General features: G+C 74.8%; 12 protein-coding genes. 6 read left to right on the top strand and 6 right to left on the bottom strand.

The window, feature by feature from the left end:
• The first annotated feature begins 5 nt into the window (after positions 1–5).
• Positions 6–542, top strand: coding sequence for an arginine repressor (locus ACZ7MY_RS20710; RefSeq protein ID WP_499603455.1), 537 nt, complete (start codon positions 6–8; stop codon positions 540–542).
• Between the two features lie 79 nt (positions 543–621).
• Here the strand turns inward: ACZ7MY_RS20710 and ACZ7MY_RS20705 are convergent, their stop codons facing one another.
• From ACZ7MY_RS20705 to ACZ7MY_RS20690, 4 genes are read right to left on the bottom strand one after another with little or no spacing between them, the layout of a single operon-like run.
• On the bottom strand, positions 622–1401 hold the full coding sequence (locus ACZ7MY_RS20705; RefSeq protein WP_499603453.1) for an SDR family oxidoreductase: 780 nt from the start codon (positions 1399–1401) through the stop codon (positions 622–624).
• A 34-nt stretch (positions 1402–1435) separates the two neighbouring features.
• On the bottom strand, positions 1436–2212 hold the full coding sequence (locus ACZ7MY_RS20700; protein ID WP_499603451.1) for an FAD:protein FMN transferase: 777 nt from the start codon (positions 2210–2212) through the stop codon (positions 1436–1438).
• Positions 2213–2214: 2 nt separating this feature from the next.
• Entirely contained in the window at positions 2215–2769 is a 555-nt protein-coding gene (locus ACZ7MY_RS20695; RefSeq protein WP_499603447.1) for an FMN-binding protein, read from the bottom strand.
• 7 nt (positions 2770–2776) lie between these two features.
• Positions 2777–4162 (bottom strand): ferredoxin reductase family protein, encoded by a 1386-nt coding sequence (locus tag ACZ7MY_RS20690; RefSeq protein ID WP_499603883.1) that lies wholly within the window; start codon positions 4160–4162, stop codon positions 2777–2779.
• A gap of 282 nt (positions 4163–4444) precedes the next feature.
• On the opposite strand from ACZ7MY_RS20690, the gene ACZ7MY_RS20685 reads away from it, so the two are divergent.
• The 4 genes from ACZ7MY_RS20685 to ACZ7MY_RS20670 all read left to right on the top strand — a co-directional run bounded on the left by ACZ7MY_RS20685 (position 4445) and on the right by ACZ7MY_RS20670 (position 9254).
• Positions 4445–5638 (top strand): argininosuccinate synthase, encoded by a 1194-nt coding sequence (locus ACZ7MY_RS20685; protein ID WP_499603445.1) that lies wholly within the window; start codon positions 4445–4447, stop codon positions 5636–5638.
• 89 nt (positions 5639–5727) lie between these two features.
• Positions 5728–7155 (top strand): argininosuccinate lyase, encoded by a 1428-nt coding sequence (gene argH, locus ACZ7MY_RS20680; RefSeq protein ID WP_499603443.1) that lies wholly within the window; start codon positions 5728–5730, stop codon positions 7153–7155.
• Positions 7156–7254: 99 nt separating this feature from the next.
• Positions 7255–7812: a TetR/AcrR family transcriptional regulator gene (locus tag ACZ7MY_RS20675; RefSeq protein ID WP_499603441.1), complete on the top strand. Its 558-nt coding sequence runs from the start codon at positions 7255–7257 to the stop codon at positions 7810–7812.
• Positions 7809–9254: an MFS transporter gene (locus ACZ7MY_RS20670; protein WP_499603439.1), complete on the top strand. Its 1446-nt coding sequence runs from the start codon at positions 7809–7811 to the stop codon at positions 9252–9254. Before ACZ7MY_RS20675 ends, ACZ7MY_RS20670 begins: the two co-directional genes overlap by 4 nt.
• Before the next feature lie 49 nt (positions 9255–9303).
• Here the strand turns inward: ACZ7MY_RS20670 and ACZ7MY_RS20665 are convergent, their stop codons facing one another.
• The gene (locus tag ACZ7MY_RS20665) at positions 9304–10023 is read right to left on the bottom strand and encodes a hypothetical protein (RefSeq protein ID WP_499603437.1); all 720 of its coding nucleotides are present in this window, start codon (positions 10021–10023) and stop codon (positions 9304–9306) included.
• A gap of 148 nt (positions 10024–10171) precedes the next feature.
• On the opposite strand from ACZ7MY_RS20665, the gene ACZ7MY_RS20660 reads away from it, so the two are divergent.
• On the top strand, positions 10172–14590 hold the full coding sequence (locus ACZ7MY_RS20660) for a tetratricopeptide repeat protein (protein ID WP_499603435.1): 4419 nt from the start codon (positions 10172–10174) through the stop codon (positions 14588–14590).
• 66 nt (positions 14591–14656) lie between these two features.
• Here the strand turns inward: ACZ7MY_RS20660 and ACZ7MY_RS20655 are convergent, their stop codons facing one another.
• Positions 14657–15313, bottom strand: a complete 657-nt coding sequence (locus ACZ7MY_RS20655; protein WP_499603881.1) for a lysophospholipid acyltransferase family protein — start codon at positions 15311–15313, stop codon at positions 14657–14659.
• Positions 15314–15343 lie beyond the last annotated feature (30 nt).

Here is a 15343-nt window from a genome sequence, read left to right as displayed (position 1 = left end):
CGACGATGAGCGAGGCGCAGCAGCAGGCCGGCGGGGGAGCCGCCGCCGTACCGCAGACCCGGATGGCACGCCACCGGCGGATCGTGGACATCCTGAACCGGCAGCCGGTGCGGTCCCAGAGCCAGCTCGCCAAGCTGCTCTCCGACGACGGGCTGAGCGTCACCCAGGCGACGCTCTCCCGCGACCTCGACGAACTGGGCGCGGTGAAGATCCGCACCAACAACGGCGAGCTGATCTACGCCGTGCCCAGCGAGGGCGGCTTCCGCACCCCCATGGCGCCGCTCGGGGAGTCGGTGAAGGAGGAGCGGATGCGCCGCCTCGCCGGCGAGCTGCTGATCTCCGCGGAGGCCTCGGCCAACCTCGTGGTCGTCCGCACGCCGCCCGGCGCCGCGCAGTTCTTCGCGTCCGCGATCGACCAGGCCGAGGTGTACGACATCCTCGGCACCATCGCGGGCGACGACACGGTCATGCTGATCAGCCGCGACCCGTCCGGCGGGCAGGCGGTCGCCGACCACCTGCTGCGCCTGGCAGCGGGCAGCTAGGCCGGCCCCGGGGCGTACGGCGGTTCCCCCGGCCGGAAGCCGGGGGAACCGCCGTGTCCGGGGGCTCCCCGGGGTGCGGTCAGACGACGGGGCTCAGGCCGCCGTCGAAGTTGATGCCGGTGCCGGTCACGTAGCCGGCCCGGTCGGACAGCAGGAACGCCACCAGGTCGGCGAACTCCTCGGCGCGGCCCACCCGGCCCAGCGGGATGCCGGAGTCGCGGCCCATCGTGGCGTACAGCTCCTCGAGGGGGATGCCGCGCTCCTCGGCCTGCCGGGTCCACTGGCCGCTCTCCACCAGGCCGACGAGGACGGCGTTGACGCGGATGTTGTCCGGCCCCAGTTCCTTGGACAGCGCCTTGGTCAGGGCGAGTCCGGCCGCGCGGGAGACGGAGGTCGGCGTGCTGCCGGCGCCGGGCGCCTTGGCCGACACGGCGAGGGTGTTGACGACGCCGCCGCCGCCCGCGGCGCGCAGGTGGGGGAGGGCCAGCCGGGTCAGCCGTACCGCGGCGTGCAGCTTCAGTTGCAGGTCCTCCTCCCACACCGAGTCGTCCTGGCGCTCGAAGAATCCGGCCGCGCTGCGGCCCGCGTTGTTGACCACGGCGTCGATGCGTCCCCAGCGCCCGTCGGCGGCGGCGACGAAGCGCTCGAGGTCCTCGGGACGGGTGACGTCCGCGGGCACGCCCAGCACGTCGGCGCCGCCGGCGCCGAGTTCCTTCACCACGTGCTCGATGCGTTCGGGGTCACGTCCGCACAGCGCCACCTTGGCGCCCTCGGCGGCCAGCCGCCGGACAAGGGCCGCGCCGAGTCCGTCGGACCCTCCGGTGACCAGCACGACCTTGCCGTTCAGTTGCAGATCCATGTGACGCATTCTTGCCACTGGGAACAGCTGATCGTCAAGCGCTCAACTTCGCCACGAAACGCCCGAATCCCGTGGTGTGCCAGGTCGTGCCGTCGGGGACGACGGCGAAGGCCTCCACATCGGGGAGTGCTTCCAGCCACTCGCGGGCCCGGCCGCCCATGGCGTACCCGGCCGTGGCCCAGGTGTCGGCCTCGGTGAGGGAGGCGCTCACCACGGTGAGCGAGGCGAGTCCTCCGGCGGGCGGGGCGCCGGTGTGCGGGTCGAGGATGTGGCAGCCGCGCTCGGCGGGCCCGGAGGTGGCGACGGCCAGTCCGCCCTCCGCCTCGACGACGGTGGCCAGTCCGCCGGGCCGCAGCGGGTCGGCGATGCCGACCCGCCAGGGGCCGCCGGTCAGCTGGACGTCGCCGCCGCCGTTGAGGCAGACCTTCCCGGCGCCCGCCTCCGCGAGCGTCCGGACGGCCCGCTCCACCGCCCAGCCCTTGACCAGGCCCGTGGGGTCGGGCGCGGCGCCGGGGCCGGCGTAGCGCGGGGTGAACCAGCCACCGGTGCGGCGCTCGGCGTCCTCGCACAGGCCCAGGACCTCCCGCACCTCGGGGGAGCAGTCGGCGAGGGCGAGTTCATCGCGGCCGAGCCGGCTGACCTCGCTGTCGGCGCGGAAGGTGGAGAACACCGCGTCGACCGCGTGCAGGCCCGCCACCGCCGCGTCCAGGGCGGTCCGGACGCGCGGGTCGCGGGCGCCGCGCACGTCGAAGGAGAACACCGTCCCCATGCAGTGCTCCACGTGCCGCAGGCGCGGCGGGTTCTCGGGCATCGTCAGGCACCGGCCCTGTCCAGCGCGCTCTGCAGCGACTTCCGGTAGCCCTCGCTGGTGAAGGAGGCACCGGAGACGGTGTCGATCTGCGCGCTCTGGGCGGTGACCGCGGCCTGGTTGAGTTCCGGGACGGCGGTGGCGGTCAGCTGGTCGCTGGTGGGGGTGCCGGCGGGCGCCCGGACGGCGGCCGCCGAGACGATCCGCCCGCCCTCGACGGTGATCTTCACCTGGACGGGCCCGTAGCTGGTCTGCGCGACGTCGCCGGTGACGGTCCTCCGCGCGGGCGCGCCGCCCTGCCCGTCCTGCCCGCCCGGCTTCCGCGCCCCGCCGTTGCCGCCGGAGCCGCCGCCGTCCGCGGGGGCCGAGGCCACCGGGACCGACGGGTCGGGGCCGGCGGGCGAGGGGGCCGCGGACACCGGCGGCAACGGCTGCGCCGGGCCGCCGGCCTGCGAGGTGAAGGGCGCCGTCGTCGGCTTCAGGGCGAGCAGCAGCACGACCCCGGAGACGGTCGTCACGCTGCTCAGGAGGATCCGGCGCAGCGGGTGCTTCTTCTTCACTCGGACCTCACATCTCGAAGGACTCGTGGTGGATGCGGCGTTCCGGCACGCCCGCATCGCGCAGCGCGGAGTACGACTCCTCGGCCAGCCCCGGCGGGCCGCACAGGTACACGTCGTGCCGGTCGATGTCCGGCAGCATCCGCCGCAGTCCCTGGGCGGTGATCTCCGGGCGGGCGCCGTCGGGTCCGTTCACCGCGTACACCAGGCGCGCGCCGCGTTCGGCCGCGATCTCCTCCAGCTCGGCCCACAGCGCGAGGTCCTGCCGGCTGCGGGCCCGGTAGAGCAGGGTGAGGTCGCCGGGCGCGGCCGGCAGCGTCTCGAACAGCGCCCGCAGCGGGGTGATCCCGGCGCCTCCCGCCAGCAGCAGCACCTTGCCACCGCGGCGGCGGGAGGCCGTCATGGCGCCGTAGGGGCCCTCCGCCCACACCCGGGTGCCGGGTTCGAGCGAGGCGAGCGCGGAGCTGTGGCCCCCGACCGCCTTGACGGTGATCCGCAGCAGGTCGGGCCGCGGCGGCGCCGACAGGGAGTACGGGTTGGCGCTCCAGCGCAGCCCCGGGGCGAGGAAGCGCCAGCGGAAGAACTGGCCGGGCTCGGCGCCGAGGCGGTGCAGCCGGCGTCCCGTGATCAGCACCGAGACCACGCCCGGCGCCTCCTCCACGGTCTCCGCGACCCGCATCCGGTGCCGCATGTTGAGCCGGACCGGCACCAGCACCCGGTACCAGAGCACCAGCGCCGTCACCGACCCGTACAGCGCGTACCAGATGCCGCGCGCGGTGGCGCTGCCCGCGAACTCGGCGCCGGTGGCGAGCTGGTGCCAGAAGGTCAGGTAGACGGCGGCGTAGGTCAGCAGGTGCACGTAGTACCAGGTCTCGTAGCGCATCCGGCGACGCAGCGCCCCCGCCGAGACGAAGCCGACGACCAGCAGCAGCGCGGTGCCGGCGGTCGCCTCGATCATCCGCGGGTAGTCCATGACCACCGCGACCGACTGCTGTGCGATCGGCTGCCCCGACTGCTCGGAGTAGCCCCACAGGATCAGCGCGACGTGGACGACGACCAGCGAGACGGCGTAGCGGCCGCTCATCGCGTGCCAGCGGGCCACCCGGTCGCTGCCCACGCGCCGTTCCAGCGCGGGGACCCGGGCCATCTGCAGGACGACCAGGGCGATCGCGTAGCCGCCGAGCAGCCCGGTGATCCGGCCCGCGGCGGTGAGCCGGCCGGCCGCGGTCGGCTGGACGTAGGGGGTGTTGCCCCACCACAGCCACACGACCCCGGCGGCGCCCGCCCAGGCCAGGAGGAGCAGCGGGATCGCGGGGGAACGGCGGGGCCGGATCCGGCGCATGGCCTGCCGCCTGCCCGCCCTGCTGTTGTGGATCATCGTGGTCGTGGCCGCCATGCGCATGGGTACGCGCGGCCCCGCGCCGCTGCTCAAAGCCCGGGTTCTCCCCATGTGGCGTGCGCTGTTGTGGTATTGCCGCGCGCAGCGGGGAGCGGCCGTGCCGGGGCGGTCGGCGGCGTCCTTGGCGCGGCTGCCGCGACCGGCCGCCGACACGCCGGTGACCTGCGAGGACACCGCCGATTGACGAAGCATGCAGAGGAGTGCATACTTATACCCAACAGCGTATGCATCATCACCGCCGCCATACGCACTCGACCTCGCGCACCAAAGGAGAGACCCGTGACCGAGCGCGTCGTACTCGCCTACTCGGGCGGACTGGACACCTCCGTCGCCATCGGATGGATCGCCGAGGAGACCGGCGCCGAGGTCATCGCCGTGGCCGTGGACGTCGGCCAGGGCGGCGAGGACCTTGACGTCATCCGCAAGCGGGCGCTCGCCTGCGGCGCGGTCGAGGCCGAGGTCGCGGACGCCAGGGACGAGTTCGCCGACGAGTACTGCCTCCCGGCGATCAAGGCCAACGCCCTCTACATGGACCGCTACCCGCTGGTCTCCGCGCTCTCCCGGCCGACCATCGTCAAGCACCTGGTGGCGGCCGCCAAGAAGCACGGCGCCTCGATCGTCGCCCACGGCTGCACCGGCAAGGGCAACGACCAGGTCCGCTTCGAGGCCGGCATCTCCTCCCTCGCCCCCGAGCTGACCTGCATCGCGCCGGTCCGCGACTACGCGATGACCCGGGACAAGGCGATCGCGTTCTGCGAGGAGAAGAACCTCCCCATCGCCACCACCAAGAAGTCCCCCTACTCGATCGACCAGAACGTCTTCGGCCGCGCCGTCGAGACCGGCTTCCTCGAGGACATCTGGAACGCCCCGATCGAGGACGTCTACGAGTACACCCAGAACCCGGCCACGCCCCGCGAGGCCGACGAGCTGGTCATCAGCTTCGAGCGGGGCGTCCCGGTCGCGATCGACGGCAAGCCCGTCACCGTGCTGCAGGCGATCCAGCAGCTCAACGAGCGCGCGGGCGCCCAGGGCGTCGGCCGGATCGACATGGTCGAGGACCGCCTGGTCGGCATCAAGTCCCGCGAGGTGTACGAGGCCCCGGGCGCGATCGCCCTGATCACCGCCCACCAGGAGCTGGAGAACGTCACCGTCGAGCGCGAACTCGCCCGTTACAAGCGGCAGGTGGAGCAGCGCTGGGGCGAGCTGGTCTACGACGGCCTGTGGTTCTCCCCGCTCAAGCGGGCCCTGGACGGCTTCATCGAGGAGGCCAACCAGCACGTCACCGGCGACATCCGGATGACCCTGCACGGCGGCCGCGCCGTCGTCACCGGCCGCAAGTCCGCCGAGTCCCTGTACGACTTCAACCTGGCGACCTACGACACCGGCGACACGTTCGACCAGTCGCTCTCCAAGGGCTTCATCGAGATCTTCGGCATGTCGTCGAAGATCGCGGCCAAGCGCGACCTGGCCTAGCCCGTAGCCTCGATCACGGCAGCCCGCCTCCCCGCCCACGTGGCGGGGAGGCGGCCGCACATCCACCCCCGACGGAAGCGAGCAGAGCAGTGACCACCAACAGCGGCGACGTCCGGCTCTGGGGCGGGCGTTTCGCCGACGGCCCCGCGGAGGCGCTGGCCAAGCTCTCCGCGTCCGTCCACTTCGACTGGCGGCTCGCGCCGTACGACATCGCGGGCTCCCGCGCCCACGCGCGCGTGCTGCACAAGGCGGGCCTGCTGAGCCAGGTCGAGCTGACCCGCATGCTCGCCGGCCTCGACCAGCTGGAGTCCGACGTCGCCGACGGCTCCTTCACCGGGACCATCGCCGACGAGGACGTCCACACCGCCCTGGAACGCGGACTGCTGGAGCGCCTCGGCCCCGACCTCGGCGGCAAGCTGCGCGCCGGCCGGTCCCGCAACGACCAGGTCGCCACGCTCTTCCGGATGTACCTGCGCGACCACGCCCGGATCGTCGGGGGCCTGATCGCCGAGCTGCAGCAGGCCCTGGTCCGGCTGGCCGAGACGCACAGGGACGTCGCCATGCCCGGCCGCACCCATCTGCAGCACGCCCAGCCGGTGCTCTTCGCCCACCACGTGCTCGCCCACGTCCAGGCGCTGTCCCGGGACGCCGAGCGCCTGCGGCAGTGGGACGCGCGCACCGCCGTCTCGCCGTACGGCTCCGGCGCGCTCGCCGGCTCCTCGCTCGGGCTGGACCCGGAGGCGGTCGCCAGGGACCTCGGCTTCGAGCACGGCTCGGTGGCCAACTCCATCGACGGCACGGCCTCGCGCGACTTCGTCGCCGAGTTCGCCTTCATCACCGCCATGATCGGCGTCGACCTCTCGCGGATCGCGGAGGAGGTCATCATCTGGAACACGAAGGAGTTCTCCTTCGTGACCCTCCACGACGCCTTCTCCACCGGTTCGTCGATCATGCCGCAGAAGAAGAACCCGGACATCGCCGAACTCGCCCGCGGCAAGTCCGGGCGGCTCATCGGCAACCTCACCGGGCTGCTCGCCACGCTGAAGGCGCTGCCGCTGGCGTACAACCGCGACCTGCAGGAGGACAAGGAGCCGGTCTTCGACTCCTGCGACACCCTCGAGGTCCTGCTGCCCGCCTTCACGGGGATGATGGCCACGCTCACCGTCAACCGGGAGCGCATGGAGGAACTCGCCCCGGCAGGCTTCTCGCTCGCCACGGACATCGCCGAGTGGCTGGTGAAGCAGGGCGTGCCCTTCCGCGTCGCGCACGAGGTCGCGGGGGAGTGCGTGAAGGTCTGCGAGGCCGAGGGGATCGAGCTGGACCAGCTCACCGACGAGCAGTTCGCGAAGATCTCGCCCCACCTCACCGCCGAGGTGCGCACCGTGCTCGACGTCCCCGGCGCGCTGGCCGCCCGCGACGGCCGCGGCGGGACCGCGCCGTCGGCGGTTGTCGTCCAGCTCGCCGAGGTCAAGCGGGACCTGGCCGTCCAGTTCGCCTGGGCACAGGCCAAGGGCTGATCCCGCAGGCGGGGAGCCCGGCCGGGTCCGTCCACCCGGCCGGGCTTCTTCGTCCTCTCGAATGAGACATTAATGTCTCATTCGGGTTACCCTTGTCTCATGAGCTTCGATCGTGAGCAGGTCCTGCGGGACGCGGCCGACCTGCTGTCGCGGCGCGCCACCGCCTCCATGGACGAGATCGCCAAGGCCGCCGGCGTCAGCCGCGCCACGCTCCACCGGCACTTCCCCGGCCGGGACGCGCTCGTGCGGGCCCTCGGTCTGCTCGGCATCGAGCAGACCGAGGAGCGCCTGGACGCGGCGCGGATCGAGGAGGGCGACCCCGTCGAGGCCGTCCGCCGGCTCATCGCCGAGGCCGGGCCCGTCTCCGGCTTCCTCGCCTTCCTCTACGGCGAGAACCAGATCTACGACTTCGCCGAGATCAACGAGGGCTGGGCACGTATCGACGCCCGGGTCGCCGCCCTCTTCCGGCGCGGCCAGGAGACCGGCGCCTTCCGCTACGACCTGACCCCCGCCTGGCTCGTCGAGGCGCTGTACGCGCTCATCGCCGCCTCCGCCTGGTCCGTCCAGGACGGCCGCACGGCCCGCCTCGACTCCGCCCGCATGGTCACCGAACTGCTGCTCGGCGGCATGCTGCGCCACCCCCGGAGCGAATCATGACCACCGCCGCACCCGTCACGGGCGCGCGCCACGACGACCGCGGCCACCCCGCCCGCTGGCTCGCCCTCGGCGTCCTCACCCTCGCGCTGCTGCTCATCGCCGTCGACGCCACCGTGCTCGGTCTCGCCGTGCCCTTCCTCAGCGCGGACCTGCGGCCGACCTCCACCCAACTGCTGTGGATAGGCGACGTCTACTCCTTCGTCATCGCCGGACTGCTCGTCTCCATGGGCGGCCTCGGCGACCGCATCGGCCGCAAGCGGCTGCTGCTCACCGGCACCGCCGCCTTCGGCGCGCTCTCGGTGTTCGCCGCGTACGCTACGAGCCCCGGCATGCTCATCACCGCCCGCGCCCTCATGGGCGTCGCGGGCGCCACCCTCATGCCGTCCACGCTCGCACTGATCCGCACCCTCTTCCCCGACCCGCGCGAACGGAGCTTCGCCATCGGCGTCTGGGGCGCCGTCTCGACCGCGGGCGCCGCCCTCGGACCGGTCGTCGGCGGGATCCTCCTCGAGCACTTCTGGTGGGGCTCGGTCTTCCTCATCAACCTGCCCGTCATGGCACTGCTGCTCGTCGTCGGCGCCCGGCTGCTGCCCGAGTCCCGTGACCCCGCGCCCGGCCCCTGGGACCCGCCCAGCGTCCTGCTCTCGCTGGTCGGCATGTTCGGCGTCGTCTACGCCGTCAAGCAGCTCGCCGTGCACGGCCCCGGCCCCGGCGCGGCCGGCGCCGGCCTGCTCGGCGCGGCCTGCCTGCTCGCCTTCGTCCGCAGGCAACTCGCCCTGCCCAAGCCGCTGCTGGACGTACGGCTGTTCCGGCACCGCGGCTTCTCCGGCGCGGTGCTGGCCGACCTGCTCACCGTGCTCGGCCTCGCCGGAAGCGTCTTCTTCCTCTCCCAGTTCCTCCAGCTCGTCCAGGGCCGCTCCCCGCTCCAGGCGGGCCTGTGCGAACTGCCCGCGACCCTCGGCGCCGCCGCCACCGGTCTCGCCGCCGGCGCCGTGGCGCGCCGCTGGTCGGTCCGCGTGGCCGTCGCCGGCGGACTCGTCGCCACCGGACTCGCCCTGCTCGCGCTCCTGGCCCTGCGCCCCGGCACGGGGTACCTCCTCCTCGGCGCCGCGCTGCTGGTCGTCGGCGCCGGAGCCGGGCTGTCGTTCACCGTCACGGCCGACGTCATCCTCTCCAGCGTCCCGCCGCAGCAGGCCGGTGCCGCCTCGGGCGTCTCGGAGACCGCGTACGAACTCGGCGCGGCCCTCGGCATCGCCCTCCTGGGCTCCGTCGTCACCGGCATCTCCGGCGGCCCCGCCGCGGCCGACCCCGCCGCCTTCACCGACGGCCTGCGCGCCGCGTCCGGGGCCGGCGGCGCCGTCCTGCTGCTGGCCGCCGGCGCCGCCTGGCGCCTGCTGCGCGGCCAGCGGCTTGCCGAGCGGCGGGTCCCGGTGGGCCCCTGAGGGCCGGGCGGCCCCCGGACGGCGCCGCCGCTCCTTGCCCGGGTCCGGCTCAGCCGCCGCCGGGGTCGTCGAGGGTGAAGACCGTCAGCCACTGCCCGCCCGCGGGCGTGTAGCCCAGGTCCATCAGCGCCGTGGTCACCGCGCGCATGTGCGCCGCGCCGTACAGGATCCCGGCCGTGAACGGCTCGGTACGGCCGGCGCGGGAGCGGTGCAGGTGGGTCACGGCGTCGATCAGCAGGCGGTCGCGCTGGTGCAGCACCAGGTCGTCCGTCCGGAGCTCCGTCTCCTCCTCCTCGTCGTCGTCGACCGGCAGGTCCTCCAGCCGCATGTGCCGGGCGAGGAAACGGCGGGTGCCCAGCAGCCGCATGCCCGCGACGTAGGCGGGCACGAGCGCGGCAATCGCCGCCCGCTCCCGCAGCGGCAGCCGCCGCCACCGCTCGTCGAACTCCTCGCCCCTCATGTCCGGGCAGATCACCGGCACACCGAGCGTCGTGAAGTCGATGTCCTGGACGACCAGCCCGAGACGCTCGCTGCCCGAGAGGCTGCGGTAGGACCGGGTCAGGGCACGCGTCACCGTGCTCCCCCGGACGCCCTCGGCGATCACCAGGTCGCACGTGGCGCGCAGACGGGCCGTCACCGCCTCGTAGAAGGCCGGCTCCGCCAGGTGGATCATCGGGTACAGCTCGAAGACCAGCGCCGTCCCGCGGCTGCGGAAGCGGATGACCGCCGACCGTACCCCCGCCAGCTCCGTGACCTCTATGTACTGCACAGGTCCCCCCCGCCCCGGTGGATCCGTCACCCGGGAGGACGCTCCGCGCCGGTCGGCGGGTTGCGGCGGCCGCCGGCCCCGACTCCGGCCGCACGGCGCCCGGTCGACTCCGTATGCTGCCGGTACCCGCCGCGGGGGAGGGAGCGCCATGAGCACGGACGCACAGCCCGGTCAGGACACCGACGCCCTGGCCGTCCTGAGGGAGTTCACCCTCGACTGCCGCTACGAGGACGCCGAGGCGCTCATCGGCGCCGAACTCGCCCGCGCGGAGGGCGACCCGGCGCGGACGGGCCGACTGCACGTCGCCCGGGGCCGGTTGCGGCTGCGGCGCCACGAACACCGGGCAGCGCTGGCCGAGTTCGCCGAGGCCCTGCGCCACGACCCGGAATGCGGCCCCGCCGCGGGGTGGCGCGTCGCGGCGCTCGACCGCATGGGCCGCCGGGACGAGGCCCTGGCCGAGGGCACGGCGGCCGCGGCGCGGCTCCCGGAAGCCGCGGACGTCCACACGGCGCTCGGCTGGCTGCACCACCGGGCATGCCGCTGGGACGAGGCACTGGCGGCCTTCGAACGGGCCACGGCCGCCGGACCGCGCCAGGCGGAGGGCTGGATCGGCGCCGCGTGGACCCGCGTCGAACTCGGCGACACCGCGGCCGCCCTGCGCGGCCTGGAGGACGCCGAACGCGCCCTCGCCGACCCCGTCGAGGTCCGCTGCGCCGCCGTACGGATCGCGGCGGGCCGGGGCGGGAACGAACTCGCCGACGCCAAAATGGCCTCCGCCCGCTCCCTCGACACCGACGACATCGCCGTGCTGACGGCGCAGGTCCGGTACGAGAGCGGCCGCGGAGACGCCCGGGCCGCGCTGGAGGCCGCCGAGCGCCTCGTCGCCCGCTACCCGCGGCGGCCCGAGGCGCACGTCGAACACGCCCGCCGCCTGATCGGCCTCGGACGCACGGACGAGGCGGTCGCGGCCTGCGACCGGGCGCTGGCGCTCGCGCCCCGCGCCGACCTCGCGTGGGAGTGCCGCGCCGAGGCCCAGCGACGGGGCGGCGACCCGCAGGCCGCACGCGAGACCGGACGGCGGGCGGTGCGGGAGTGCCCGTACGCGGCCGACGTCCGGCTGGAACTCGCCCTCGCCGAACTGGCCGTCGGGGCGCTCGACCGCGCCCTCGCCCTCACCGACGAGGCCCTGGCACTCGACCCGTGCTCCCGCTGGGGGCTGAGCGTCCGGGCCGAACTGCTCCTGCGCGGCGGCGACGTGGACGGGGCGGTCGCGGTCGCCCGGCACAGTGCCGCGCTGCGGCCCGCCGACCCGGAGGAACTGGCCGCCCTCGCCGGGGTCCTGGGCGCGGCCGGCCGGTACGACGAGGCGCTGGCCGCCGTCACGCGCGCCAGGGAACTCGACCCGTCCGACACCTCCCTGATGGAGCGTGCGCTGGCCCTGCTGCGCGGCGCCCACCGCTGGGACGACGCGGCGGAGTCGATCGCCGCTCTGCGCGCCGCCGACCGTACGGGACGCCTGGAGGGGCTGCTCCTGGAGGAGCAGGCCTGCCTGTCCTTCGCGCGGCAGCATCACGCCCGGGCCGTGGAGGAGTGCGAGGCCGCACTGCGGGCGGAACCGGGACGCGCTTTCACGGCCCGCCTGCGCGTCCGTTCCCTGCACGCCCTCGGCCGGCTCGCCGACGCGGAGGCCGCCGCCCGGGAGGGCGTCGACGCCGCCGCCGACGACCCCCGGGCGCACGCGCTCCTGGCGACGGTCCTGTTCGCCGCCGAGCGCACCGAGGAGGCATTGGCGGCCGTGGACCGCGCCCTGCGTCTCGACGCCCACGCGATGGAGCCCCACGTCGCCAGGCTCGACGGCCTCCGGGCGGCGGCACGCTGGAGCGAGGCCGAGGACGCCCTGGAGGAGGCCGCACGCCGGGGCGTGCCCGCCGACGTGGTGGCCGTCCAGCGCGCCAGGACGGCCCTGGGCCGGGACGACCACGACGCGGCCCTCGCCGCGGCCGAGGAGTGCCTGCGCCTGCGCCCGGACGACGACGAGGCGCTGGAGCTGATCGCCACGGCGCACGTCGGCCGTGCCGACTGGCCCGCGGCCGAGGCGGCCGCCCGCCGGGCCGCCGCCGCGGCGCCCCGCTCGGGGGCGGGGCCCACGCTGCTCGCGCAGTGCTTCGGCGAGCAGGACCGCAGGGCCGAGGAATGCGAGGCGTACGAGGAGGCACTGCGGCGCGAGCCGGACCACCGCGACGCGCTGCTCGGCAGGCTCGCCGCCCTGCGGGCGCTCGGGCGCTGGGAGGAGGCCGAGCGGGCCGCCGGGGACGCCGCCGGGCTCCGGCCCGACGACCCCGAGGTGCTGATCGCTGTCGGCCGGCTCCACGCCGCGATGGAACGCCCCGGCGAGGGCCTGCCGTTCGCCCGGCGCGCCGCGGAACTCACCGACGACGGCCCCGACGCCGTCGACCTGCTGGGGTGGCTGCTGCGCCGGTCACGGCGCTGGGACGAGGCGGAGCGGACGCTGCGGCGCGTCGCCGACCGGCGTCCCACGGCGCCGGACGCCCACATGGACCTGGCCTACTGCCTCTGGGACCAGGACAAGGACACGGAGTGCCTGAAGAGCGTGGACCGCGCCCTCGCCCTGCAGCCCGACCGCGTCCGTACGCTGACCTTCAAGGTGGAGGTGCTGTGCTCGCTGCGGCGCTGGAGCGAGGCGGAGGCCGTCGCCCGCCAGGCGCGCGGCAGCCGTCCGGAGATCGCCGCCGCGCACGTCGCGACCGCCCAGGTGCTCGCCGACACCTTCCGCCGCGAGGAGGCCTTGCCGCACCTGAGACGGGCCCTGCAGCTCGAACCCCGGCACGAGTGGGCGACCCGGCTGCTGGTCGACACCCTCGCCGCGCTGGGCCGCTTCGAGGAGGCGGAACAGGCCGCGGAGGCGCTGCTCGGCAGGGTCCCGGACGCGACGTCCGTGCGGTGCCGGCTCGCCGCCGTGCTCCGCGCCCGGCACCGGTACGACGAGGCACTGGCCCAGTGCGAACGCGCCGTGGCCGACGCCCCGTACAGCGTGGCCGCCCACGAGCAGCACGTCACCACCCTGCGCGAATGCGGCAGCCTGGACGAGGCCGAGAGCCGCGCCGAGGAGTTCACCCGCGGCCGCCCGCACCTGGTGTCGCTGCGGTTCCAGCTGGCCGCGGTGCACGCGGAGCGCGGCGACCACGACGCGGCCCGGCAGGTGCTGGACGAACTCCTCGAATCCGCCTCCGGCCCCCTCGGGCGGGCGGAGGCCCGGGCCGCGACCGGCTGGGTCGCGCTGATGGACCAGCAGCCGCTGGAGGCGGCGGACGCCTTCGCGGAGGTCCTGCGGGAGTGGCCGCACGACCACGACTTCCGGATCGGCCGCGCCTGGTCGCTGGTACGACTGGCGGACCTCGGCCCCGGCACCCCCGAGGCGCAGGCGCGCCTGGCCGACGCCACCGCCCACTGCCGCGCGGTCGCCCGGGAGGACCCGCGCAGCGCCGCCGCCCACACCTGCCTCGGGCTGATCGCGCACCGGCGCGGCGAACCGGCCGCGGCCGAGCGGCACTTCACCCGCGCCGTCGAGCTGGACCCGTACGGGCGCCCGCACACCGAACTGGGCGCCCTCCTCGTGCAGCTCGGCCGGTACGCGGAGGCGGAGACCGTGCTGCGCCGGGCCGTCGGGCTGGACTGGTACGACGTCCAGGCCCACGTCGAACTGGGCAGCCTCGCGCTGCACCGGGCCCGGGAGGGCGGGGGCGCGGCGGCGACGGCCGAGGCGGCCGGCGAGTTCCGCCGGGCCGTCGCGGTCGACCCGGACAGCGGCAGCGCGGCCCTCGGGCTCGCCGTCGCACTGGCGGAGGGCACCGGTGACCTCGGCGCCGCCGAGGAGGAACTGCGGCGGGTGCTCGCCCGGCCCGGGGTGCGGGACCAGCCGGCCTGGCAGTTGCGGCTCGCCCTCGCGCGCCTGCTGGTGCAGGCCGGCGACGCCGAGCAGGACGCCGACCGCTACCGCGACGCCGGCCAGGAGGCCCGCGCCGCCATCCGGCTGGCCGAGCGCGAGGCCGAACCGCACTTCGTGGCGGGCGTCGTGGAGCAGCGCCTGGGCACGCAGACCGTCGACGTCCGGCTGAAACTGCTGCACCGGCGCCGGGCCCAGCGCTTCCTGACCCGCTGCCGCCGTCTCGACCCGGCGCACCAGGACGCGCAGCGGGCGCTGCGGCTGCTGGAGGAGGACGCCAGGGCCGCCCGGGGGAGCCGGCTGAGCAGCGCGGTCCTGGTGCTGGTGGCGACCGCCGTGCTCGGCGCGGCCTGGGTGGACTTCCTGTGGAAGCACCACGTCACCGCCGTGATGCTCACGACGCTCACCCCGGTGCTGGCCGGCCTCATCGCGGTGGGCTTCCTGCTGCCGGTGCTGATCCGGCTCAAGCTGCCCGGCGGGATGGAGGCCGACCTGTCCGCGAGCATCGGGCAGATCTCCCGGGGCCCGCGCGGAGAGGTCGCGCTCACCCCGGCGCGGACACCCGCCGGCAACGGGCCGGCCGGCCGGATGCCGCGTCTGTGAGTGGGGGAGGGGGCGGTGCGGTCGCGCGCGAGGGTGAGGCGGAGGGGAAGCCGGAAGGGCAGACGGCTACGCCGCCGTCGCGTGGTCCCCGGCCTTGGTCGCCTTTGCCTTCGTCGCGTAGATGTCGACGTACTCCTGGCCGGACAGCCGCATCACATGGCTCATCACCTCGTCGGTGACGGCGCGCAGCACGTAGCGGTCGCGGTCCATGCCCTCGTAACGGGAGAACTCCAGCGCCTTGCCGAACCGGACGGTGAAGCGGTGCAGCCGCGGGACGCCGGCGCCGCCGGGCTGGATGCGGTCGGTGCCGACCATCGCGAACGGGACGACCGGCGCCCCGGTCATCAGCGCCAGCCGTGACACGCCCGTACGGCCGCGGTAGAGGCGGCCGTCGGGGGAGCGGGTGCCCTCGGGGTAGATGCCGAAGACCCGGCCCTCGTCGAGGATGCGACGGCCGGTCATGAGCGCGGCGACCCCGCCGTGCCCGCCGTCGCGGTCCACGGGGATCATGCCGACCGAGGTGAAGAAGGCCGCCATCAGCCGGCCCTTGACCCCGGGGGTGGTGACGTACTCGTCCTTGCCGATGAAGAAGACCTGACGCTTCACGACCAGCGACAGGAACATCGAGTCGATGAAGGTGACGTGGTTGCCGGCGAGGATCACGGGTCCGTCGCCCGGGATGTGCTCCGCGCCCTCGACCCTGGGGCGGAACAGTACGCGCATCAGTACTCCGAGCAGTGCCTTGAGGATGAT

The sequence above is a fragment of the Streptomyces sp. NPDC111520 genome, from assembly GCF_055635295.1.
This window is presented reverse-complemented; position numbering and strand designations above follow the sequence as displayed.